The 23659-nt window shown below is 69.7% G+C and carries 19 protein-coding genes; 11 read left to right on the top strand and 8 right to left on the bottom strand.

Features of this window, described 5'->3' with window-relative positions; all coding sequences use genetic code 11:
* Positions 1–7: 7 nt before the first annotated feature.
* Positions 8–910, bottom strand: a complete 903-nt coding sequence (locus tag ABZ717_RS21880) for an SEC-C metal-binding domain-containing protein (RefSeq protein WP_358513431.1) — start codon at positions 908–910, stop codon at positions 8–10.
* 214 nt (positions 911–1124) lie between these two features.
* On the bottom strand, positions 1125–1805 hold the full coding sequence (locus tag ABZ717_RS21875) for a DUF1028 domain-containing protein (RefSeq protein WP_358513435.1): 681 nt from the start codon (positions 1803–1805) through the stop codon (positions 1125–1127).
* 420 nt (positions 1806–2225) lie between these two features.
* Between ABZ717_RS21875 and ABZ717_RS21870 the strand changes: the two genes are divergently transcribed.
* A complete protein-coding gene (locus ABZ717_RS21870) occupies positions 2226–4079 on the top strand; it encodes a sigma factor-like helix-turn-helix DNA-binding protein (RefSeq protein ID WP_358513429.1) in 1854 nt (617 codons plus the stop codon).
* A gap of 351 nt (positions 4080–4430) precedes the next feature.
* A complete protein-coding gene (locus ABZ717_RS21865) occupies positions 4431–5597 on the top strand; it encodes an AI-2E family transporter (RefSeq protein WP_358513433.1) in 1167 nt (388 codons plus the stop codon).
* 64 nt (positions 5598–5661) lie between these two features.
* On the opposite strand, the gene ABZ717_RS21860 is transcribed toward ABZ717_RS21865, so the two are convergent.
* Positions 5662–6675 (bottom strand): alpha/beta hydrolase-fold protein, encoded by a 1014-nt coding sequence (locus ABZ717_RS21860; protein WP_358513427.1) that lies wholly within the window; start codon positions 6673–6675, stop codon positions 5662–5664.
* A gap of 309 nt (positions 6676–6984) precedes the next feature.
* Between ABZ717_RS21860 and ABZ717_RS21855 the strand changes: the two genes are divergently transcribed.
* From ABZ717_RS21855 to ABZ717_RS21820, 8 genes are all read left to right on the top strand, one after another.
* Positions 6985–8097 (top strand): DUF4185 domain-containing protein, encoded by a 1113-nt coding sequence (locus ABZ717_RS21855; RefSeq protein ID WP_358513425.1) that lies wholly within the window; start codon positions 6985–6987, stop codon positions 8095–8097.
* 201 nt (positions 8098–8298) lie between these two features.
* A complete protein-coding gene (locus tag ABZ717_RS21850) occupies positions 8299–8586 on the top strand; it encodes a hypothetical protein (RefSeq protein ID WP_358513423.1) in 288 nt (95 codons plus the stop codon).
* A 27-nt stretch (positions 8587–8613) separates the two neighbouring features.
* On the top strand, positions 8614–9870 hold the full coding sequence (gene fmdA, locus ABZ717_RS21845) for a formamidase (protein ID WP_358513421.1): 1257 nt from the start codon (positions 8614–8616) through the stop codon (positions 9868–9870).
* Between the two features lie 279 nt (positions 9871–10149).
* Complete coding sequence (locus ABZ717_RS21840; protein WP_358513419.1) at positions 10150–11604, top strand: hypothetical protein; 1455 nt, start codon at positions 10150–10152, stop codon at positions 11602–11604.
* A 106-nt stretch (positions 11605–11710) separates the two neighbouring features.
* Complete coding sequence (locus tag ABZ717_RS21835; protein ID WP_358513417.1) at positions 11711–12601, top strand: NAD(P)H-binding protein; 891 nt, start codon at positions 11711–11713, stop codon at positions 12599–12601.
* A 176-nt stretch (positions 12602–12777) separates the two neighbouring features.
* Entirely contained in the window at positions 12778–14244 is a 1467-nt protein-coding gene (locus tag ABZ717_RS21830) for an MFS transporter (protein ID WP_358513415.1), read from the top strand.
* Positions 14241–14825 carry a TetR family transcriptional regulator gene (locus ABZ717_RS21825; protein WP_358513413.1) on the top strand — a complete coding sequence of 195 codons (585 nt, stop codon included), beginning with the start codon at positions 14241–14243 and terminating at the stop codon, positions 14823–14825. Before ABZ717_RS21830 ends, ABZ717_RS21825 begins: the two co-directional genes overlap by 4 nt.
* Before the next feature lie 115 nt (positions 14826–14940).
* The gene (locus ABZ717_RS21820) at positions 14941–15276 is read left to right on the top strand and encodes a hypothetical protein (RefSeq protein ID WP_358513411.1); all 336 of its coding nucleotides are present in this window, start codon (positions 14941–14943) and stop codon (positions 15274–15276) included.
* A gap of 10 nt (positions 15277–15286) precedes the next feature.
* Here the strand turns inward: ABZ717_RS21820 and ABZ717_RS21815 are convergent, their stop codons facing one another.
* A complete protein-coding gene (locus ABZ717_RS21815; protein WP_358513409.1) occupies positions 15287–16567 on the bottom strand; it encodes an FAD-dependent monooxygenase in 1281 nt (426 codons plus the stop codon).
* Positions 16564–17133, bottom strand: a complete 570-nt coding sequence (locus ABZ717_RS21810) for a TetR family transcriptional regulator (protein ID WP_358513407.1) — start codon at positions 17131–17133, stop codon at positions 16564–16566. Before ABZ717_RS21810 ends, ABZ717_RS21815 begins: the two co-directional genes overlap by 4 nt.
* A gap of 241 nt (positions 17134–17374) precedes the next feature.
* Here ABZ717_RS21810 and ABZ717_RS21805 point away from each other — a divergent pair, with 241 nt between their 5' ends.
* The gene (locus tag ABZ717_RS21805) at positions 17375–18265 is read left to right on the top strand and encodes a MerR family transcriptional regulator (protein WP_358513405.1); all 891 of its coding nucleotides are present in this window, start codon (positions 17375–17377) and stop codon (positions 18263–18265) included.
* Between the two features lie 29 nt (positions 18266–18294).
* Here the strand turns inward: ABZ717_RS21805 and ABZ717_RS21800 are convergent, their stop codons facing one another.
* The 3 genes from ABZ717_RS21800 to ABZ717_RS21790 all read right to left on the bottom strand — a co-directional run bounded on the left by ABZ717_RS21800 (position 18295) and on the right by ABZ717_RS21790 (position 23639).
* Entirely contained in the window at positions 18295–22020 is a 3726-nt protein-coding gene (locus ABZ717_RS21800; RefSeq protein ID WP_358513403.1) for an AAA domain-containing protein, read from the bottom strand.
* Positions 22020–22430 (bottom strand): hypothetical protein, encoded by a 411-nt coding sequence (locus ABZ717_RS21795; RefSeq protein ID WP_358513401.1) that lies wholly within the window; start codon positions 22428–22430, stop codon positions 22020–22022. The genes ABZ717_RS21800 and ABZ717_RS21795 overlap by 1 nt, the downstream gene beginning before the upstream one ends.
* A 159-nt stretch (positions 22431–22589) precedes the next feature.
* Positions 22590–23639, bottom strand: a complete 1050-nt coding sequence (locus tag ABZ717_RS21790; RefSeq protein ID WP_358513399.1) for a tellurite resistance/C4-dicarboxylate transporter family protein — start codon at positions 23637–23639, stop codon at positions 22590–22592.
* Between the last annotated feature and the right edge of the window lie 20 nt (positions 23640–23659).

Raw genomic sequence — 23659 nt, 5'->3', positions numbered from 1 at the left:
CGACCGGTCAGCGCGCGGAAGGGGATCCGCAGCACTTCTTGTACTTGCGGCCCGAACCGCACCAGCAGGGCCGATTGCGCTCAGGTGGCCAGGCGACCACACGGTCCTCGGGCAGGGTGCGCGCCCACGCGTTCCGTGTCTCCTCCACCGCCGGGTCGAGTCCGTGCTCGCCCGCGTAGGCGTCGATCTCCACCTGCTCGGCCAGAACGATCCGTTGCCCGTTCCCGCCTTCGCGCAGAGCGCGTTCGATCCCCGAGTAGTGTTCCCGGGCCCGTCCATCGAGCACCACCCGGGCGTCGGGGGCCTCCTCGACGGGTTCCTCCAGCAGACCCATCTCCTCCTCCAAGGAGGGGCGGGCCTCGTCCGCCGCGCGCACCGCGCGATCGTGTTCGTCCGCGGGCAGCCCCAGTCGTTCACGCACCCGCGCGCGTCCCATCAGCGGCAACAGACCCACGGGATCCATGCGCTTCAGCAGTTCCACCGGCTCGGCGAGGATGCTGCGACAGGCGATGTTGTAGCAGTACAGGGCACGATCCAGGTCCCCGTCGGCGGCGAACTCGTCGGCGAGCACCGCCGCCATGGGCCGGCCCAGGACCCCCGGGCTCATCAATTCGTCGATGAGTCCGTCGGCCTCCGCCACCGCGCCCTGGGAGCGGAGCAGGCCCGCCAACATGTGGGTGGCGTACTGGCGGTAGTCGGGTTCGGGGGCGTGTTCGCGCAGCAGGTCGAGCACCCGACGGGCCAGGTCGGGGCGGCGCTCGCGCATCTCGGCCGCGGCGCCCAGGAGGATGTCCCCCGTCTGGTCGGGGGTCTGGGCCAGGTCGTCGAGCAGGTGCTGGGGCAGGTCCATGTCGAGGATGGCCGCCACCAGCCGAGGTGAGAGCGGGGCCGAGTAGGCAGGTTCGGTCATCCCACCAGGCTAGGGCGTGTTCCGCGAATACGTACCCTGCTGCACGGCGCCCCAGCGGCACCGTCACAGCGTTCTCATCAGTCGACAGCCAAACCCGGGCTGACTCCTTCTTCGGCCTTGTGCCGGCACCACTGGATGCGCCGCTCGCGACGGGCAGCATCCACGGAACACGCCCTAGAAGCCTCCGGCACGTGGCCGACCTCACGCCGCCCGGTCATTCGTGGAGCCGCTCGAAGGAGCCGCCCGGGTCGGCCCTGGTGGGCAGGGCCGCCACGAACGGCAGCAGCTCCCGCCGGGCCACCCCGTGCACCCTGCGCAGTTCGGCGACCGGGTCCGGGTGTTCGTCCACCCGCAGGTCCAGGTAGGGGTAGGGGTTGCCCATGTGCACGTACAAGGCGGCGCTCTGCCTGCCCCTGCGGTCGCCTCCGGCGGCCTGCCCCGCCTCCAGGGCGCTGAGCAGCCGTTCGTCGAAGGTGAGGTCCGACTTCGTCGACCAGGCGTGGACCATCGCGTCGAGGGTGTCCGCGCCGGTCAGGATGTTGCCCGCCACCGCGAAGCCGTCCCCGGTCCGGTGACCGCACCAGGGGTGGGTCATGGTACCGGTGTGCGCGGCCGAGCGGCCTTGCCGGTCCACCACGACCACCTGACGCGAGTCGGGGTCGGGATCCTTGGCCAGTGCCCCCTCCAACGCCTCCGCCGCGGGGCGTGAACCCAACAGTTCCAGGGCGTCCACCCCCAACAGCGGGTTGATGAGCGCCTGTGTGGCGACGGCGCCGAAGTCCGCGTGCGCGAACACCGTCAACGCTCCGATCGCCGGCATCCGGCTGCTGATCGCCACCCCGCACGCGCCGCTGCTTCGATCGTGGGCGACGATCGTGAAGGTGCCCGCGTACAACAACGTTCCGTTCCTCCCACACCCCGGCCGACCAGGTCCTCGGCTCACCGAGGATCGTACCGATCGGGGTGGCGGTCCCGGTCGTCGGGGAGAGGACCCGGGCCGCGGACGGGCGAAGGCGCGGCCGGAGCGCTTCCGTGGTTCCCGCATGGATCCGAGGCCGACCCGCGAATCCTGTCCGATGCCGTAACCGTTGGCTTCGGGCGGACCGAAAACGGGCGGGGAAACGCCGCCGAACCGCTCGTTTAACATGTCGTCCATGGACCGAATCACCTACGTGGAACGAAGGCGGCACTCCGGCAACCGCTATGCGTATCCCGCATAACCCCGTCCCGGGTGACGCGCGCGTGGGAGGAACGTGTGATGTTCCCACCTCACGAACCGTCATCTCCCGATCCCCCGACCACGGAAAGGTCGCCCTTGTCCAGGTCCCTCGACATCCGTCTCGCCCACCTCGTCCCACCCCTCGACGACACCTGCGAGGAATCCGTCCGGCAGGCCCTGGGACATCCCGACCTCTTCGAGGAACACTGGTGGCGGCAGGTGACCCTGCCCCGGGCCCTGCACACCGTCGGCCCCGACCACCTGGCCACCGGCCTGGCCCACCTCACCCTGGATCACTGGGAGGATCTCGCCCTGGGCGAGATCATGCCCGCGCTCTACCTCACCGGTGAGCACCCCGACGTCCTGGCCACCCACCCGCACGAGTGGCCCGACCCCGAGGGCGCCCACAAGTACCTGCACGACCTGTACCTGACGGCGCTGGACCACCTGCCGTGGGAGGCCCCTCCCACCGGCCCCGGTACCGGCCCCCTCTTCACCGAGATCGAGGGGTGGTTCGCCACCGCCGATCCCCGACGCCGTGCCGTGGCCGGCCGCCGGGTCCTCACCCTGGAATCCGAGACCCTGGACACCCTCGGTTCACGCTTCGGGGTCACCCGCGAACGCATCCGGCAGATCCACAAGCAGGTCGCCCAGGAGGTGCGCTCCCGACTCAAGGGCGCACGAGGCGCACGCACCGCCGCGCACCTGACCGAACTGTCGAGGAACCTGGGTGTGGCCACCCCGCTCGACGCCTTCTGGGACCTGTCCCCCGAGTACCCCGACGTCCTCCCCTCCCTCGACCTGCGCGTGGGCGAGGTCCTCTTGAGGCTGCTGCCCGGCCACCGGGTCGTCGACGGCTGGATCACCTCCGAGGAGTCCACGGCCCTGGTCGGAAGGCTCACCGAGGAACTGGCCGAGCGGACCGTGATCCCCTTGGAGGAGGCCGAACGCGTGCCCCTCGAAGGCGGCGTCCCCCAAGAGCACGCCCTGGGGTGGCTGTCCACGCTGCCGCACGCTCGGGTGATGGACGGCCATCTCGTGCGTTGGGGCCGAAACCTCCCCGACAAGGCCTTCGCCGTGCTGACCGCAGTCGGACGCCCCCTGCACTTCGACGAACTCCTCGAACGGGTCGGCACCGGCTTCAACGAGTCCGGTTTCCGGGAACGCGTCCACGGCGACGAACGCATCATGCGCCGAGACCGACGGCTGTTCGGACTCCGCGCCTGGGGCGGCAGGGAATACCTCGGCCTGGAGGAGACGATGCGCCGTCAACTGGTCGAGGCGGGCGGTGAGATGCCCGTGGGCACGCTCATCGAACGCATCACCGACTGGTTCGACATCACCGAGAGTTCGATCCGCGCCATGGCCGCGGGCAGCGAGTTCACCCGCCCCCGCCCCGGCTGGGTGGCCCTACCGGGTCTCGTGGCGGCGCGGACCCCCTATCGGCCCCGGCGGGTGGTCGAGCGGACCCGCCGCTGCTTCCGCGACACCGAGGGGGCGTGGTGGCTTCGGGTGGAGCTCAACGGCGAACACCTGCGCGGGTCGGGCTTTCCGATCCCCAGCGGTTTCGCCGTGAGCGTGGGGATGGGTCCGGGTTGCCGACTGCCGGTACGTATCGGTGATCGCCCCTCCATAGCGGCGTGGAAGAACCAGCCGTTGATGAACTCGATCCGCCCCCTGCTCCTGGTCGAGGACGCCCGGGTCGGCGACCACGCCTTCATCACCCTCACCGAGGGGCGGGTGCTGTGCCGGCTCCACAAGGCGGACGCCGTCCCCGACGATCCCTTCGCCGCCGCCCTGTACCTGGCCGGGCGTTCGCTCACCGACGGTCTGTCCTCCCTGATCCATGCCGTCGGTCTGCCCGAGGACGCCGAAGCGCCCGAGCTCATGGCCCACCTGACCGACCGCGGCGACCAGGACCTGCTCACCCTCCTGACCCCGCACCTTTGACGTCCCCCGGGGGAAGGACGCCCGCGCCCCTCCCCCGGACGTCCATTCGCCCTCCCCCGGGGCCCCGCCCCTCACCTCCCGCGCAACCTCCCACGCACCCCTCCCGTGCACCGGTGGGCCCCTCGCACGCCCTCGGTGTCGGTACGGTGGACCTCGTTCTGCCGAAGAACGACGTCGGCGCCCCGCGCCGAGGTCGGCGAAGGACCACCGAGCGCGCCCCCGTGCTCCAGGGCCGGTTTCCCCTCACCGTCCGGCAAGGGTCCCGCCGTACCGAGTCCACAGTGAGGAAGATCCCGCGTGTCCACCAGCCCCTCCCCACCCCGTGCCCCGCGCCACGACCGCGGCGGCGGCATGCCCCGGTGGCTGCCCCGCGCCATGCTGCTGGCCCTGTGGATCGTCATGGCCTTCGGTGTCGGGCTGTGGCTGTTCCTCAAGCTGCAGAACCTCTTCATGCTGTTGTTGATCTCCCTGTTCCTGGCCCTGGCCCTGGAACCGGCGGTCAACTGGCTGCACCGGCACCGCTGGCCGCGCGGACCCGCGACCGGGGCGGTGATGCTGGTGGTGCTGGTGGTGGCCGTCGTGTTCTTCAGCATGCTCGGTTCCATGCTCATCGGTCAGGTCCTGGCCTTCGTCTCCGAGGTCCCGTCGATGGTCCGGGCCGCCCTGAGGTGGGTCAACGGCACGTTCGACACCTCCTACTCCCCCACCACGCTGCTCAACGAGGTCTCCAGCGTCAGCGGACTCATCGAGCAGTACGCCACCGGCATCGCCAACAACGTGTGGGGAGCCGGAACGACCCTTCTGGTGCTGCTGTTCAACGCGCTGACGGTCGCGCTGTTCACCTTCTACCTGTGCTCGGACGGCCCGCGTTTTCGCCGGGTGATCTGTTCGGTCCTGCCCCCGCGCACCCAGCGCGAGGTACTGCGGGCCTGGGAGATCGCCGTGGCCAAGACCGGCGGCTTCCTGTACTCCCGCGCGCTGTTGGCGTTGATCTGCGGTGCCGCGCACTACGTGGTGCTGATCCTGTTGGACGTGCCCTTCGCCTTCGCGCTGGCGCTGTGGATCGGGGTGCTGTCCCAATTCATCCCGACCGTGGGCACCTACATCGGCGGCGCGGTCCCGGTGCTGGTGGCGCTGGTCGAGGGTGTGTGGCCGGCGGTGTGGATGTTGGTGTTCGTCATCGTCTACCAGCAGTTCGAGAACTACCTGCTGCAACCGCGGATCACCGCCAAGACCCTGGACATGCATCCCGCCGTGGCCTTCGGTTCGGTCCTGGCGGGCGTGGCCGTGCTGGGCGCTCCGGGCGCGCTGCTCGCGTTGCCGATCGGCGCGAGCCTTCAGGCGTTCCTGGGCACCTACATCCGGCGCTACGAGGTCGCCGAGCACCCGCTGTTGCCGGCCAGGGCCGTGGCGGATGACGATCCCGGGCGGGCCGAGGACGAGACCGAGGCCGAGGACGGTGGGGTCCCCGACTCGTCCTCCGAGGGAACCGATCGGGATCCGGGCGCACGGGACTGACCGCGCCCGGTCGGGGCCGCGCCCGTGCCCCCGACCGGACGTGTCCCGACCGGCGCGATCCTCTCTACCCCGCCGAGCGAAGCCGTTCGATCATGCCGTCGAGGTCGCGCCGCACCAGGTCGGGGCGGACGAAGTGGCCGCCGTCCGGCTCGTGCGAGTCGTGCGGGATGCCCGCCTCGTCCAGGGCGGCACGGAACTCCCGCTGCCCGGCCAGCACCTGCTCCTCGTTCATCCGGTCGAACAGGTCGAAGCGCTCGGGGCTGTTCCCCGCGACCAGGAAGACGCGCTTGCCCCGGTAACGCTCGATGTTCTCCACCGCGTTGTCGGCGCTGACCCGGGCCTCGTCCCACGGCGCCCCGTAGACCATGCCGCCACCGAGCTCGAAGGCGGCGGAGGTGAAGTTCGCCCAGTGGGTGACCACCCCGAGGTCGCGGCGCGTGCTGGCCGGTCCCGAGTAGGAGCTCACCGAGGCGAAGTGGCCGTAGTACTTGGCCGCGTACTTGAGCGCTCCGAAGCCGCCCATCGAGAAACCCGCCACGGCGCGGCCGTCGAACTCGGCGTGCGTGCGGAAGTTCGCGTCGACCCAGGGCAGGACCTGGTTCATGTGGAAGGTCTCCCAGTTGCGCGGACCCACGTTGGAGGTGACCGGGTTGGAGTACCACCCGCAGGGCCCGCCGTCGGGCATCACGATGATGATCTGCTTGTCCTGGGAGAGTTCGCGGATTCCGGTGCGGTCCCAGCTGATGAAGTCCGAGCCGGGGCCGCCGCCGTGCAGTAGGTACAGGACCGGGTAGGTGCGGCCGTCGTCCCGGTAGCCGTCCGGTACGAGGACGTTGACGCCGGGGTTCCAGCCGATCTCGTCGGTCTCGAAGCGGTAGTACCACATGCGGGGGTCGTCCTCGTTGTGGTCCACGAGGCGCAGCCCTGCGTGGTCTGGGGCGGGCAGGTTCCGGGTGACCGGTTCGGCGTGGGCCGCCGAGGTCGAGGCGAAGAGGCCGCCGGAGGTGACGGCCAGTCCGAGGGAGAGTCCGCCGACGCTCTTGAGGAGGGCGCGCCGGTTCGGGGGGTTCGAGCTCAAGACGACTCCTGGGGTGCGGGGGCCGGCCACCTCTTCGTGGCCGCCGCCTCAGTGAAACAGGAGGACGCGGCGAGCACACCGGGGCTTCGGATAACGGATCAGTTAATTTTCGACCAACGAGCCCGCAAATCATGTTGGTTTCCTACTTCTCCTGCCGACCCCCGCGAACAGCGCGCCACCGTCGGGTTTCGCGCGCGAACCGGTCCGTGACGGCTCCGCGGGCGCCCCACCGGCCCCGTTTCCTCTGGTTGACACCACATCCGCGGCTGTCGATCCTGACCGTTCGACCACTCGCACGTAGGAGTGACCATGATCGACCCCCGCACCCCTCGTCCCCCGCAGATCGACCGGTCCACGTTCCTTCGCACCTCCGCCGGCGCCCTCCTGGGGTCCGGACTCCTGCTCGGCACGGGCTCCCCCGCCGGCGCCGACGAAGCCTCCTCCCGCCAAGCCCTGGAGGTCACCAAGATCGGCGACCTCACCGGCCCCGGCCTGACCACGCGCTTTCGCATGGAGGCCACCGACCTGGGCATCCCGGTCCGCACCCCCGACGGGCGGATGCTCTTCGTCTTCGGCGACAGCTTCGAGGGCGCCACCGTCGGCGGCGGTTGGTGGCGCTCCCCCACCGCCCTGTACTCCACGACCACCGACCTCGACGCCGGTGTCCAGTGGTCGGGCGCGGTCGGGGGTGAGGCCGCCGAGCAACTGTGGCACTACGACCACGACAACCCGGTCTTCACCACCGTCCTGCCCTCCGACGTCATCACCATCGGCGACACCATGTACCTGCACGCCATGGTCAACAACGGCCTGGGCAACGTGGTGTGGACGGAGATCTGGCGCTCCGACGACTCCGGCGCGACCTGGACGCACACCGACGCGCACTTCGACGCCCACCTGCACGACGGCTTGTTCCAGCTGCTCACCTGGGCAGAGGGCGACGACGGATACGTCTACGTCTACTCCACCTCCTTCGACCGCAGCCGGCCGATCATCATGCACCGGGTCCCCACGGCGGCCATCGCCGACCCGGCCGCATACGAGCCCTGGGGGTACCGCGAGGGCGTGTGGGGCTGGGGCAACCCGCCCACCCCGATCCTCGACGGCGCGTTCGGGGAGATGTGTCTGCGCCCGATGGCCGGAAAATGGGTCTTGACCTGGTTCGACGCGGGCGGCTACCGCATCGACGGCATCATCATGGACACCCCCACGTCGAACCTGCACACGGCCCACCGACGCACTCTCGTCCATGGCGGGACGTGGGGCCACGAGGACGACTCCCACGTGGCCCAGCTCTACGGCGGCTACATCATCCCCGGTTCCACCCCCGACGAACTGCACCTGAGCGTCAGTCAGTGGAACACCGACCATGGCTGGCCCTACAAGGTCATGCAGCACCGGATCCGCGGGTTCGGCGCGTAGCGGATCCTCCTCGCGAAGGGGTGGCGCCTCTCGGGTCCCCGAGGCGCCACCCGGAACACACGCGGTCGCTTGCGGGCCACGTCGGCGACCCTTGATTACACTCCGCAATAACGTCATCACGCTCAACCCCGACCGCGTCGGGGTGGGTCATGCCGCGCGATCAGCGGGATCTTCGGAACATTCGCCGACGAGGAGGTCGTCTTGGCCGAGTACCGGTTCGAGTGCGGGGAACACGGCGGCATCGACATCGAGGCGGCGATGGGAACCGCGCCCTCGACCCTGCCCTGTCCCACCTGTCACCGGCCGGCACGTCGGGTGTTCGGCGCGCCGATGCTCAACCGCTCCCGCGGAGCCGTGAGGAGCGCCTACGAACGCGCCGAACGCAGCGCGGACGCCCCGGACGTGGTGCGGTCGCCACCACCCCGGGCAGGGCGGCCCGGAGCGCGCTTCACGAACGATCCGACACACCGACAACTTCCCAAGCCCTGAGGTCGTCCGCCTGGAAGGGACTCGACCATGCCCGAACTCCTGTTTCCGCTCGACTCGTCCAAGCCGTTCACCGACCAACGGGTCATCGGCCACAACAGGTACCACCCCGACATCCCGCCCGCCGTTCGGGTGCGCCCCGGATCGACGTTTCGCATGCACTGTCGCGAGTGGTTCGACGGCGCGATCAAGAACGACGACTCCGCCGAGGACATCCGCGACGCCCCGATGTCCAAGGTGCACGCCCTGTCCGGTCCGGTGGGGGTCGAGGGCGCCGAACCGGGCGACCTGCTGATCGTCGACGTCTTGGACGTGGGACCGCTACCGCAGGAGGACTCCGGACCGCTGGCCGGCCAGGGTTGGGGTTACACGGGTATCTTCGCCAAGAGCAACGGCGGATCGTTCCTGGTCGACCGCTTCCCGGACGCCTACAAGGCGGTGTGGGACTTCCACGGCGAGGTGGCCACCTCCAGGCACGTCCCGGGGGTGTCGTTCACCGGCATCACCCACCCTGGGTTGATGGCCACCGCCCCTTCCGCGGACATGCTCGCGCGCTGGAACCGCAGGGAGGGCGATCTGATCGCGACCGACCCCGACCGGCTGCCGCCCCTGGCGCTGCCACCCGAACCACGGGACGCGGTCCTGGGGAGCCTGAGCGGCTCGGAGTTCGACCGGGTGGCCGCGGAGGCGGCCAGGACGGCCCCGCCCCGGGAGAACGGCGGAAACCAGGACATCAAGAACCTCACCCGGGGTACACGCGTGTTCTACCCGGTCTTCGTCTCCGGGGCGAACTTCTCCGTCGGCGACCTGCACTTCTCCCAGGGCGACGGTGAGATCACCTTCTGCGGTGGCATCGAGATGAGCGGGTACATCGACCTGCACCTGGACCTGATCAAGGGCGGCATGGAGACGTACGGGGTGAGTGGGAACGCCGTCTTCCTGCCCGGCAAGACGCCGCCCCAGTACTCCGAATGGCTGGCCTTCTCCGGGATCTCGGTCACCGAGGACGGCGAACAGCGCTACCTGGACTCCCAGCTCGCCTACCAGCGCGCCTGCCTGAACGCGATCGACTACCTGACCAGGTTCGGGTACGCCCCCGAGCAGGCCTACCTGCTCTTGGGCGCGGCACCCATCGAGGGGCGTTTCTCCAGCGTGGTGGACATCCCGAACGCGTGCGCCACGGTCTACCTTCCGACCGCGATCTTCGACTTCGACGTGCGGCCCGCCAAGTCGGGGCCCGTGCGGATCGACCCGGGGATCGGCGCACCGAGGGCCGCGGGGACATGAGCCCCCTCGACACGTAGCGGATCCTCGTCGCGGACGGGTGGGTGGCGCCTGTCAGATCGCCGGGGCGCCACCCGGAACACACGCGGTCGTTCACCGGCCTCGCCCCAGGCTCGATCAGGTGTGTCGCGGCCCGACGACGCGCCCCTGTGTTCGGAAAGCCCCACATGGCGGTGCTCCGACCGATAGAAGTGGACACCGAAAGTAGGAATTCGACAACGGGGAGTTACATTGGTGCGTCAGGAGACCACTGAGCCGACGGAACGGGCACGGGTACGGCCGGTGACCCTACCGCCGGAGGAGGAACTGGCGCTCGCCGCACGGGACACCTGGCCACTGCGCGAACTGCTGGCGCTGGCCGACTGGTTCACCGCCGAACGCAAGTTGACGGGGACGGGCGTGCCCCGCCCGGACGACATCCGGGCGCTGGCGAGCGACCTGGACCTGTGGCCCGGTGCCACGAAGGAACAGGCCGCCGAGCGCGCGGAGAAATTGAAGCGGCTGCGCGCCGCCCGGGAGCTGCCCGAGTTCCTGGCGCTGTGGCGCACCGCGGTGGCGCTGGGCCTGATCGAGGTCGACTCGGGGCGGGCCCGGGCCTGCCCCGAGGTCCGGGACGGGACGTCCCCCCGGCGAACCCTGGACCTGTGGGTCGCCCTGTTCGAGCGGGCCATCGCCGGCGACCCGGACCCGGAGGACCTGTTCGACGTCGGCCGGTTCGGTTCGGGTCTGATCCGGGACCTGTTGGACGACCTGTACGCGGAGCCCGACGAGACGGAGGTCTCCCTGTCGACCTTGGCCTCGACCATCATCGAGGAGCTGGCCCGACCCGGTGCCCAGTTGAGCGGCGCGTCCCCGGAACTCATCGACCATTCGCGTCGGATGGCGCACATGACCCTGTACCAGACCGCGCTCGGGATCGGCTCCAACGGTGGTATCCGGCTGGTCGACCACACCGGTGGGGAAGCGCGAGCGGAGTTCGCGCCGGAAAGGGGGTTGCTCCCCATCTACTCCCTGACCCTGGACGAGTCGGTTTCGGGCCCTCGGGACTCGGAGATCGTCTGCGCGGCCGTGCTCACCCCGCTCGGCCGGTACGGGGTACGGCGGATGCTCCTGGCCGAAGGGGTCGACGCGCCGCTGCTCGGCGGCCTGGCCCGGGCCGGGGCCGTCGAACTCCTGGACGCGCTGCGCCGGCTCCCCCGCGAGGTTCGGGTGGCGGAGATCAAGGCGTGGGCCGCCCTTCGCACTGCGCAGGAGGCGGTGACGGAGATCGCCGAGGCGTGCGCCGAGCCCACGGGGGACGGGGCGGTGCGTCGCATCATCGCCTCCGAGGTGCTGCGTGCACTCGGCGGTCCGGCCCTGCCCCCGGTGCGCGTACTGCTCGCCTCCGATCGTCCCGCCGTGGCCGGTCTCGCGGCGAGCACCCTGATCGGCGCCCCCGACCTTCCATCGGAGGAGGTCGAGGAGGTGATCGGCTCGCACGGGCTCTGGTTCACGATCGACTCCGCGGCGGGCCTGTTGCACACGGGAGAGTCCGCCCTGGCCGGCGCGTTGAAGAGCGAGGGCGCCGGCGAGGGTCTGCCCTTCACCCGGCTGCTGTTCCAAAGCTCCGGCGAGGTGTGGCGGGGCGACCATCCCCAGACGCTGTCGGTGCTGGACGCGGTGGGCCGGCTCCACCCGGACCGCAAGGTCGCCAAGGCGGCCCGCCGCGCGGCATACAAGGCCCGCAGCCGGGCCTGAACCAACGCGGGGGGGTGGGGGCCGTGCCCCCGCCCCCGATTCCCGTCCGCCACTCGGCGCCGAGTGGCGGACGGGAATCGACCGCCATCGCTTGTAGCGTCCGGCCATGGCAAACGAACACGCACACGGAAAGATCGTCGTCACCACGCCCACCGGCAAGGTCGGTTCACGGGTCGTCCGATTGTTGTTGCAGGCCGGGGTACGTCCCACCCTGCTGCTGCGCGACCCCGACCGACTCGACGCGGCCACCCGGCAACGGGTGGACACGGTGCGAGGGGACCAGGGCGACGCCGAGGCCGTCCTGCGCGCGACCCGGGGCGCCGACCGCCTCTTCTGGGTGGACCCGCCCACCCCCGACGACGACCCCATCGCCGGCCACGCTCGCATGGGAGCCAACGCGGCCCGCGCGGTCGGGGAGAACGGCATCGGGTACACCGTGTTCCTCAGCAGCGTGGGCGCGGAGAAACGGCACGGGGCCGGTGAGATCGACGGGCTGGCCCGGACCGAACAGGCACTGGACGCCACCGAGGCCGACGTGCTGCACCTGCGCTGCGGCTACTTCTTCACGAACCTGCTCATGGAATCGGACTCCCTACGCGAGGGCGTCCTTCCCACCCTGTGGCCGCTCGACTTCGCGATGCCCTGGGTCGATCCCCGTGACATCGGTGACGTCGCGGCGGCCAGGCTCCTCGCGGGCGGCGGGGTGGGACGCGGGGTGCAGGCGGTACACGGCCCCGAGGACCTGAGTTTCGCCCAGGTGGCGAGGATCCTCGGCCGGGTTCTGGGGCGCGAGGTACGCGCCGAGCCGGTCTCCGATGACGACGTGCGCGCGGGGCTGCGCTCCGTCGGTATGAGCGCCGGCCAGGCCGAGGGCGTCGTCGGCATGGCGGCCGGGTTGCGTGAGGACTTCGTGCCCGAGCAGGAACGCGACGTGCTCACCACGACCCCGACCACGCTCGCGGCCTGGGCGCACACACACCTTCGACCCCTGCTCTGAGCCCGCGCGGGAAAGGTGACCTTGGCGGTGACCTTGGTCCCAGTGGGCGCGAGTCGTTTGACCCACGGGGGTGAACGGGTGTTCACTCAAGGGGGTGAACAATCGTTCACCCCTTTTCTCGTGCGCCCGAACCCCACTCGCCCGCCGCACCCCTTCACCGCTTTGGAGCTCCAAGTATGGCCGTCCTGCGTGTGCCCTCCTGGGCCACCATGGGGATCCTCACCTTCTGTGGCATGGTCGTCTCACTGCAGCAGACACTCGTCATCCCGCTGCTGCCCGACCTGCCCGAGATCCTCGACGTATCCGCCGACGACGCGTCCTGGCTGGTCACCGCGACCCTGCTCACCGGAGCCGTGGCCACCCCGATCGTCTCCCGCATGGCCGACATGTACGGCAAGCGCAGGATGCTGCTGGTGTCCCTGGGGGTCATGACCATCGGTTCGCTCATCGCGGCGCTCGGCGGGAGCTTCCCCGCGATGCTCGTCGGCCGCGCCATGCAGGGCTTCGGCGCCTCCCTCATCCCCGTGGGCATGAGCATCATGCGCGACCAGCTGCCCCGGGAGAAGCTCGCCGGGGGCATCGCCCTGATGAGCGCCACCCTCGGCATCGGCGGAGCCCTGGGGCTACCGCTGTCCGGTCTGCTCTACGGCGCGTTCGGATGGACCTCCCTGTTCTGGACCACCGCCCTGGTCGGCGCGATCTTCCTGATCGCCATCCCACTGACCCTGGACGAGTCCACCGAACGCTTCCCCGGACGCTTCGACATCGTCGGCGCGCTACTGCTCACCATCGTCCTCGTCGGCCTTCTACTCCCCCTGTCCAAGGGCGCGACGTGGGGCTGGACCAGCGGCGAGGTCATCGGCCTGACCGTGCTCTCGCTCGTCTGCCTGGCGATCTGGGTCCCCCTCCAACTGCGCATGCGCGAACCCATGGTGAACCTGCGCACCGCCTTCCGACGACCCGTCCTGTTCACCAACATCTCCTCGTACTTCGTCGGCTTCGCGATGTTCCTGAACAGCCTGGTCACCACCCAGGAACTCCAGGTCCCCACCGAGACCGGGTACGGGATGGCCCTGCCCGTGGCCGTCGCCGGACTGGCGATGGTGCCGGGCGGCCTGATGATGCTCGTCTTCTCACCGATCTCCGCCCGCATGCTCAACCGCTGGGGCGGAAAGACCGTACTGCTGACCGGCGGCGTGGTGATGGGCGTGACCTACCTGTGGCGGATGTTCAACAACGACGCCGTGTGGGAGATCATGATGGGCAACATGCTCGTCAGCGTCGGCAGCGCCATCGCCTTCGCGGCCATGCCGGCGTTGGTCATGGCGTCCTCCCCCCGCAACGAGACCGCCTCGGCCAACGGCGTCAACGCCCTGGTCCGCTCCATGGGCACCTCCAGCGGCAGCGCCGTGGTGGCGTTGGTCTTCGCCTCGCTGACCGTGACCGTGAACGGCGCGGTGTTCCCCTCCACCCAGGCCATGTTCACCGCCAACGGGCTCGGCCTGGCGGTGTGCGTGGCCAGTGTGCTGTTCGGGGCCGTCATCCCGGCTCGTAAGCGTGACGAGAAGGGCGATGATGTGGTCGCCGGGCCCGCCCCGGTACGCGAGGTCGTCAAGGAGGTCCAGGAGAAGGTGGAACCGTGAGCAGAACCGACAGTCGGAGCACCATCCTCGACAAGGCGCGAGCGCTCTTTTCCGAACACGGCTACCAGAAGGTGAGCATCCGCGACATCGCCACCGCCGCCGGGGTCTCACCCTCCCTGGTGATGAAGCACTACCGGAGCAAGGCCGAGCTGTTCAACGAGCTGGGACCCAACGAGATCCCGCTGGCCGAACTCGACCTGCCCCGCTCCGAGCTCGGGCGCTCTCTGGTGCAGAAGATCCTCACCCGGCGCGAGCACGACGTGCGCGACCCCCTGCTGGTGGCCGTCTCGCACGTGCGCGAGTCACCCGACCCCGACCGCACCCGCGAGGAGATGCGGGAGCGGTTCCTGACCCGCCTCGGCGACCTGATCGGGGACACCACCTCCGACCGCCGCCACGCGAGCGCCATCGCCTGCCAACTGATCGGTCTGGCCGAGGGGGTCCGGCTGCTGGGGCTGTTCCCCACCGACGAGGTCTCCCGCGATGCGGTGCTGGACCTGTACGGGCCTCTCGTCCAGCAGCCGATCGACGCCTGTGCCCTGGCCCGCGCGGCCCCGGAGGAGCCACGTCCCGCCGACTGAAGTCGGGGGCCAGGACGCCCCTGAAGAGGAGATTCCCGCCACCTTCCGCTCAACGAACGGGCCCGGGGAGGCGGCGCGAGGCCCATTCGTCACAAGAACAGGGCATGATCGGACCATGGAACGCTGTGATTTCTGCGAACTCCCCATCGGGGGCGGCTGCGCGTGCTCACTCGTGAGCGAGGCTCGCAGCCGATCCGGGCAAGAGCCCGGGCCCGCCTCGAAGGAGGCCCGTTTCCCTCGCGGCGCCATCCTCATCTCACCGAGAGGCATCGCCCACCGCCCAGGGTGCGGGCATCAGTCCGAATCCGAGATCGAAGCACCGATGTGGGGCTGGATCAACGACCCCGACCCGCTCCTGTGGCGCCGCCTGGGCGAGAGCACCCCCGCCCAGGCCACGAAGGGCAACACCAAGCGGGTCGCCACACGCCGCTGCCGAAGCTGCGACACCTGAGGCCGCGGCCTCACGGCCGGGGCGTTTCGAACCCGCTCCGGCCCTCCGTTGGACTCGCGTCCACGCCCCCGATCGGTTCGACCAGGGGCGTGGCGGCGAGGTCCTCGACCACCCGGCTGGGCTTGCCCGACATCGCCGAGGCCACCCAGCGGTCCACACCCGGCAGGGCGGCCAACCCCAGCACGAGACGGCGCAACCGGAGTCGTAGTGCGGTTTCGGGCAGGAACCAGGAGGTCCCGGTGCGGGCCGCGCGCTGACGTTCGGCCACCACCGGACGCCACCGCGCCTCGTAGCGTTCCAGTCCTTCACGCACCGTTGCCGCCCGAGCCAGTTCCTCGGCCAGCACGAACGCCCCACCCACACCCATCGAGGCGCCCTGTCCGGCCAACAACGACACCGCCTGGCACGCGTCTCCCAGCAGCACCACCCGCCCCTTGGACCAGGTGTCCATCCGCGACTGGGCCACGTTGTCGTAGTAGACGTGTTCGGGCTCCGGACACCGTTCCAGTGCCCGTGGCACCGACCACCCCAGGCCCGAGCAGGCCTCGCGTAGGGCCCGCCGCGGATCGTCGGGCAGGGTGGTGTCCTCGGTGCGGTGCACGGTGAAGACCGCCACCCGATCCCCCTCCAGGCCGTAGAAGCCCATCTGGGCGCCCAGGCTGTCGGTGAGCAGGAAGCGTCCTCGCAGGCGGGCGTGCAGCTCGGCGTCCTCGAAGACGAAGGCGCCCGTGTGGAATCCCAGGTGGAGCAGGTGGTCCTCCTCCGGGCCGAAGACCAGGCCCCGCACCGTGGAGTGGATGCCGTCGGCCCCGGCGAGCAGGTCGGCCTCCAGGACCCGACCATCGGACAGCCGCACCCGGACCCCGTCGGGTCGCTCCTCCACCCCGGTCAGCGCGGCCCCGTAGACGAGTTCCACCCCTTCGGGCAGGGATTCTCGCAGGGCCAGTTCCAGGTCCGGGCGCATGATCGAGACCAGGGACCCGCCCATGGCCCGGGCGAAACGACGGAAGCCGATCGAAGCCCGGCTCCGCCCCTGTTCGTCCACCAGGACGGCCTCGTCGAAGTCGTGGCCCAGTTCCCGGATCCGGGGCAGCATCCCCATGATCCGGGCCGCGTCGTAGCCGGGACCGAAGAAGTCGATCATGTAGCCCTGTGGACGGGGTCCCGGGGCGCGTTCGGCCACGGTGACCCGCCATCCGTGGTGCGCCAGGCGGTGGGCCAGGGCCAGACCCGCGATCCCGGCACCGGCGACGACGGCGTGCGGTGCTCGTGACGTGTGCGGTGTGCTCATCGTTGCTCCTCAACGGCTCCGCTCAGGAGCCTGCGCAGGACGGGGACGACGGACTCGGCGGTCAGGGAGGGGTCCAGAGGGCGGTGCAGCATGAGCCCGTCCACGGTCGCGGCCAGGACTCGGGCGGTGGTGTCGGGGGCGGGGACCCCGGTGGCCCGCATCCAGTCGGTGAGCAGGGTGCGAAAGTCCGCCAGGAGCCGGGTGAGGGCCTCGCGTAGTTCCTCGTCGCGCCCCGCCGCCAGGAAGGCCTCCGTGAAGAGCACCGAGGTGGGGTCCTCTCCCGAGTAGGCGTCCAGGGAGCCGAGCAGCAGGTCGATCCCCTCCCGGGCGGTGGCGCCCGGCAGGTGGGCGGCCCCCTCCTGGGCCACGGCTCGCATGGTGCGCAGGGCCGCCTCGTTGAGCAGGGCGCGCAATGACGGGAAGTGGTAGTGGACCAGCCCGGGGCCCACCCCGGCCCGCTCGGCCAGCACCCGGGTGCTCACCCCGGTCCAGCCCCGCTCGGCGATGAGCTCGGCCGCCGCGTCGAGCAGGCTCTCCCGCACCTGGTGCGCGCGCCGTGTGGTCATGCACTCCCCCGTTTCCAAATTTGGGCGATCGACTTGGACGACTGCCCAATTTCGAGGATGCCACATCCACCGGCGCCTTGTACAGACCCCCACCCCGAGCCCCGCGGGCCCTCGGCCATCACGGAGGCGGGGCGCATCTCCCGGCATCGGCGCGGGGCGGTGTGCACGAGGTTGCACCTTCCGTAGCGGCATGTGGTCTGGTGGGCCTACGTCCCGGTTCCTTGAGGAAAGGCCCCTGCTCATGCATTCGTCCTTCATGCCGCCCCGCCAGGTCAAGATCGGTGACGCGGCGGCCTTCGCCGGCAGCACACCACGGGCGATCCGTCATTACCACGAGATCGGCCTTCTCCCCGAGCCTGAGCGGGGAAGCGATGGCCGCCGCCGCTACGGGTACGAGGACATGATCCGCCTGCTGTGGATTCGCAAGATGGCCGACGCCGGGATCGCCCTGGACGACATCCGTGACGCCTTCACCACCGGCACGACTTCCGCCGGCGCAGGCAGCGGAGACGGTATCGCGAACATCCTGGAGCGGTTGGAGGAAACCCTCGCCGAGCAGGAGGCGGAACTGCGGCGGAAGCGGACCGCCGTGCAACGGATGCGCACCGAAGGCAGCCGGATGGGCCTGCTCTCCGACTTCGTCACCGACCGTCTCAAGAGCCTGCCCGAGGGCTCCCTGCGTCAGGCGGACCTGGACACCCTGCTGGTCACCGAACGGATCTTCGGCCCGCTCGGCGCGGCCGTCCAGGCCACCCGCTTCATCGCCCTGGCCACACACCCCACCCTGCGGGAGGACTCCGACCGCATCGATGAAGCCGAGGAGGCGCTCGACGACGGCGTCGCCGTCGATGATCCACGGGTGGCTCGGGTGGCCGCCGAACGGCACGCCTTCGAAAGCGCCCTGCTGGCCGTCATCGAGGAGTCCGGCCTGGAGGAGGAGGACGACGCCCTCTTCGACGCCTGGGACGCTTTGCACCCCGCTCCCGCCGACCTCGGCTCCGGCAGGCGGGCGGCAGGCTCCATGAGCGCGTTCGAGGCCATCGGCAAGATGCCCTACGACCTCTCCCCGGCCCGCCAACGCTGTATGGAACTGGCCCTGGAACTATCCACCCAAGACTCACCCGCCACCTGAAACATCGCTGGTGCGGTGACCACAAAGGTTCACCGCGCTAAGGACGCTCCACCCTTCTCCTTCACGATCTCCCCTGCCACCACCTCGGGTTCGGCCAGGCAACGCCAGGCGGGGACCCGCACGGTGCGCAGACCCGAGACCTTCTCGAACAGGGTCGCGTGGTCCAGGGTTCGTTGCAGTGTACGGCCCGGCCCCAGGGACATACTGGTGCCGACGCCCGCACGGTCGACGATCACCGCCGTCTCACCGGCGGCCCCGCTCACCAGCAGGTCGCACACGTATCCTCCAATGCTCTGACGCACCCTGGGCTCCGCTCCTCGGACAACGAGTGCTTCGAACAGTCGGCTGCGAGCATCGCCGGACGCCTTGTCCACGGGCTCGATCGAACCGTCGGCGAAGTCGGAGAGCAGCCCTCCCTGGTCGGCCCAGTACGCCCGGTCACCCACGACGTACAAACGTGAGCGGGCCCGGGTCACGGCCACGTTCCACAGGTTCTGCTGCCGCAGCGCCCATTGGCCACTGGAGCGATGCACACCGGTGGCCGCGGCCGGGGAGACGACCACCACGTCGCACTCACCCCCCTGGAAGGTGTGCGCGGTCCCCACCCTGATCCTCTGGAGTGCCCTCTGGCCCAGTTTGCGCTCGATCTCGCGCACCTGGGCGGTGAAGGGCGAGACCACGCCGATGGTGGCCTTCTCCGGAAGGCTCGCCCACAGCTCTCGGAGCAGGTCCACCACCGCCTCGGCCTCCTCGGAGTTGCGGCAGGACCGACCGCCCGGACGTTCACACCGTCCACGCACGTCGATCCATCGAGCTGCGGGATCCTCAGGAGCGGTGAGACCCACCGTGTCGGTGCGTACCGCGAGTCGTTCACCGTAGAAGCGCCGGTTGACGGGGGCGACGATGTCGGGGTGACACCGATAGTGCTCGTCGAGCCAGAGCACCTCGCCGCCGCCGGCCGCCAGTGCCGAGGCCGCGGCGTGGTAGGCGGAAGAGCCGGTGTAGGTGAGCGAGCGATCGTCGAGTTCGTCGGCGCGCAGTCCATGGACGACCTGGATCCTGCGGTCGTCCTGGTCGCTGAGCCGATTGACCGGTTGTAGCTGGTGCGGATCCCCGATCACCAGCGCCCTCCTGGCCCGATACAACAAGGGGATCAGGTCCGCGACGGTGCACTGGCTCGCCTCATCGACCACCACCAGATCGAACAGGCCCGGCATGGGCGGGAACACCCCGCGCACCGAGCGGGACGTGGTGGCCCAGGCCCGGACGGTGCGCACCAGGTTCTTCATGCCCTTCCACCCGGACGCACCCGAATCCAGGTTGCGCAGACGTTCCTCGATGACGGGCCTGCCTGAGGTCAGTGCCTCGGCGACTCTGCCCAGCAGCAGTTCCGTGCTCTCCGGTCGCCGCTCGTCACGCAGGGCGCGAACCGTGTCGGCCACGTCCTCGGGGCGGGGTCGGGCACCTAGCTCCTCCAGCAGCCCGATCCACTCGCGTTCGGTGGTCAGGAAGCTCAGGATGGCGACCAACTCCCGGTCGGAGCCCGCCACCCGAAGTCCCCGGCGTGTGCGCCATCGATGCCACCATCCGGACCACCGGCTCTCCATGGCGGAAGCGACGGTGCCGGCCCAACGCTCCACGTCCCGATGCCTTGGGAACGTGTCCGGGCTCAGTCCGCCAGGCAGTTCCTCGATCTGCCTACGGCGAGTGTCGGCCAACATCGTCAGACGCCGTTCGGTCTCCTCCACGGCGGCCAGGTCGTCCTGCGCCGTGAGAAGCCTCCGCTGCCGCATGGACAGGCGCTCATGCGCGGTATGGACATCGACGCTGTCCCACTCCGCCGCGAGCAGCCCGTTGAGGATGTCGCGTTCGTTCCCCCGTTTTTCCTGGTTGCCGGTGCGCACCACCAGGTCGGCCTGGGAACCGAGACGATTGACCTTGCCGACGACCTCGTCCACGGCGGTGTTGTTGGTGGAGGCCACGAGCACGGACTGGCCGGCTACCACCGCGGTGGTGACGACGGAGGTGATGAGCTCGGTCTTGCCGGTGCCCGGTGCCCCGGTGGCAACGGTCAGGGTCCGGCTCATCGCCGATGCCAGGATCTCCTCCTGCGCCGCGTTGCTGAGGCCGGTGACCACCGGCGTCACCGAACCCCGTTCCTGAATGATCCGACGGGGTTCCGCGAGCACCCCGAGTGCCGTGTCCGCGATGGTCTCGATCCTGATCGCGTTGGCCTTGCGATGGTCCAGGTCACCGATGAGCTGTTTGACGGCCGCCCCCGCCGGATCTCCCCGGTACAACACGGCGGCGTTCTGCGCACCCCTTCGCGCGCCACGCCGCACGTCCAGTTCGCTGTTCAGTTCGCCCGGAACCAGGTCATCAACACGATCCAGATTCAATCGGGCACAGACCGCACGCGCCTTGTCCGCCAGCCCCGAGACACCTCGCCCTGCCCAGTCCACTTGGAACCAGTCGACGAGCTCCTCGATGTCGGCCTCGTCGAGCTCGGCGGCCGAGAGCAGCAGCTCCCGGTTGAGCTCCGGTTCACCGACCGGGACCAGGAAGCGCTCCTTCTGTTCCCCGACCATCTCCACGTCCAGGACGAACAGCGGGGCGAGTTTGGCACGCCTCCCGCTACCATGTTCGGGGCGCGCGGTGTCGAAGAGCACCGCCGGGTAGCCGTAGCGCAGCGGCCTACGCTCCTTGGCCGCTTCCAGAACGAGGTTCTCGGCGCTCTCGGACAGCCGCCAGCGGTCCGCAGACCCGCTGAGCAACACCTCCGAGCCCATGTCGCAGACCACCACATCACGCCCGTCGGCGTCGGGAAGCTGTTGCAGCACGCTCTGCCGCAACAAACAGTCGCGCTGGTAGTCCAGGTAGGAGCCCCAACGCCACCCCTCGTGGGTGGCCCGGGGTTTCGGCGCGGCGCTCGGCCCGGTCGGATCACCCTCGTGCTCACCTGTGCCCTCGGAGGAGGCGCGTCCATTCCTGTCCGTCGCTCCCGGCAGGTTCGCGGCCGTGGCCGAACCCGCGTGGCGCGCGAGGACGAGTTGTCCCCGCACCCCGAGTGCGAAGGCCGTGACGCGCTGGGTATCGACGTCCTCCACCTCACGGTGGACGTATTGGTAGAGCTCCACGGCGTCGATCCAGCCGTCACCGTTGGTGTCCGGAGCCGCACCCGCCAGCCCGCGAACGACCGCGGAGGTGAAGGGCGAAGGCCGCGCGCCATGGGTGTTGTCGCCCTCCCTGGCCTTCTCCAATGCCCCAGACGCGGCGATGACATAGGTGCCCGCCCCGTCGCTGAGCTCCCGTTCGAAGTCGATGTGCTCGTCTTCGCCGGAGCGCGTGGCGAACCCATCGGCGAAGGCACCGCCGTGACAACAGTCCAGTAGGAGCACCTTGCTGCGCATTCGCGAGTCCTGGAGCATGAGTTTGAGGACCTCGGCGGAGATCGCGGTGTTCAGGAGGCGTTTACGCTGTGTGTCCCGGAAGGCCAGGTGCAACCGGCCACGATTGTCCTTCACCCCGTGACCGGAGAACGAGACGAACAGGAGATCCTCGGGGCGACACTCGCCCAGCACCCCCTCAAGTGCCTCCCTGGCCTCGTTGCGGGTGGGATCGGCCAACACCAGGACTCGGTCGAAGTGGCCGTTGGCCTGGAGCACCTGCTCCAGCGCCCGTAGGTCGGCCAGCGGTGAACGCAGATCTTCGAGTTCTTCGTAGGTGTTGACCCCGATAAGGATCGCCGTGCGCATCAGGCGCCGTCCTTCACGGTTTCATCCGTGGGCCGATCGGTGTCGTTCCGCAGGGCTCGGACGTAGGTCTGCACATCCTCGGGTGAGACCCGTCCCTGCACTGTGATCTTGGCGCCCTCCAGCTCGACCGTGACCGACCGCTGTTCGCTCTGTTCCAGCCAGGAACCCACAAGGGAAACCAGGGACGTGAGCACTGGCTTGAGTAGCACGCCGCTGACCAGCACCGCTCCGGCAAGGAGCCCGGGGTCCGCTGACCTGGTCCCCTCCACGGCCTCACCGTCCGCCGCACGCACCTCGTCGACGTCCAGGTCCTCCAACAGGAGCGCCAGGGCACGGGTGTGCCGGTCCGCTTCCTCCTCGGTGACGTCGTCCTCGAAATCGACCCTGGCCACCAGCTCGCTCGACCGCACCCGAACACTCTCCAGTTCTCCGGAGGACGGCCGCACCGTCACGACCCACTGACACTCCGCAACGCAGGTTCTATCAACCGGAGCGCGTTCGCATCGGGCTCTTCTCCCCATTGGCCGCATCCGGTCATGCTTCACACGTCCGGGGCCGGGATTCTCTACTCAGAGAAGAGAAGAAGGCGCAGGCGATCGAGGCACGGTGGGGAACCACGACCGAACCATGGCCGCGCTCGTCAGCGCCCACGCCGTCAGGGCCACCCAGATCCACGCCTCGCCGATCCACTCGACCAGCGGTAGACGGTCGGCCCGCCCCAGGTACATACAGGCCACGGAGTACATCCCGAGCGGGAAGACGATGCTCCACAGGGTCGGCGTGTACTTCAGCGGTACCCGCTTGACGAGGTGCCGCCACACGCCGACCGCGATCAGCGCGGGGATCAGCCAGGTCGCGAAGGCCCACAGCACCACGGCCCCACCCTCCACCAGGCCGCGGACCGCGTCGACCATCGGCGTGCTCTCCATCTCGATGATGCGAGAGCCGGCGACGACGCTGATGGCGATGGCGCCCATCGACACCCAGTAGGGCGGGTCGAAGTCGCGGGGGTCCAGCGGCGCCTGGAGGATCCGCAGGACGACGAACATCGCGACGGCGGCGTACAGCACCACACCGATCGACCAGGCGAAGACCGCCAGCACCGAGAGCCCGTGCCGCCCCAGGCCCTCGTAGTGCGGCTCCAGCGTCGCGGCGACCACGGCCACGGACTGGGCGGCCACCACCCAGATGAACCAGGTCCCGTTCGCGGCGTCGGTCACCGGCCGTTCGTCGCGGCTGAGCACCGCCGCCCACGGCACCGTGTAGCCGAGCAACATCCAGCTCACGGCGCCGATCGCCAACAGGACGGTCGCCACGGTGAGCGCGCCGTGCGCCGCCAGGCCCGTCGCGAGAACACCGGTTCCCGCGACGAAGGTGAAGATCAGGAACGCCTTGCGCGAGTCTCGCAGATCACGGGCGAAGGCCTCGCGGTAGGCGATGATCCGCCACACGTTCAAGGCGATGAGGAGCACGTAGCCGCCCCCCGCCAACCCGAGCAGTACCAGGGACGTGACCTGCCACGACCGCTGCGCGGCAGCGACCGACAGGATCCCGGTGCCCATGACGAACGCGAAGTACCCCGGGGACAGGTGTTCGGGGGTCGGTCGAGAACGCGGCATGGTTCGGATCCTAGTACGGT

The organism is Nocardiopsis sp. NPDC006832 (assembly GCF_040635885.1).
In the GTDB taxonomy this organism is placed as follows: Bacteria; Actinomycetota; Actinomycetes; order Streptosporangiales; family Streptosporangiaceae; genus Nocardiopsis.
This window is presented reverse-complemented; position numbering and strand designations above follow the sequence as displayed.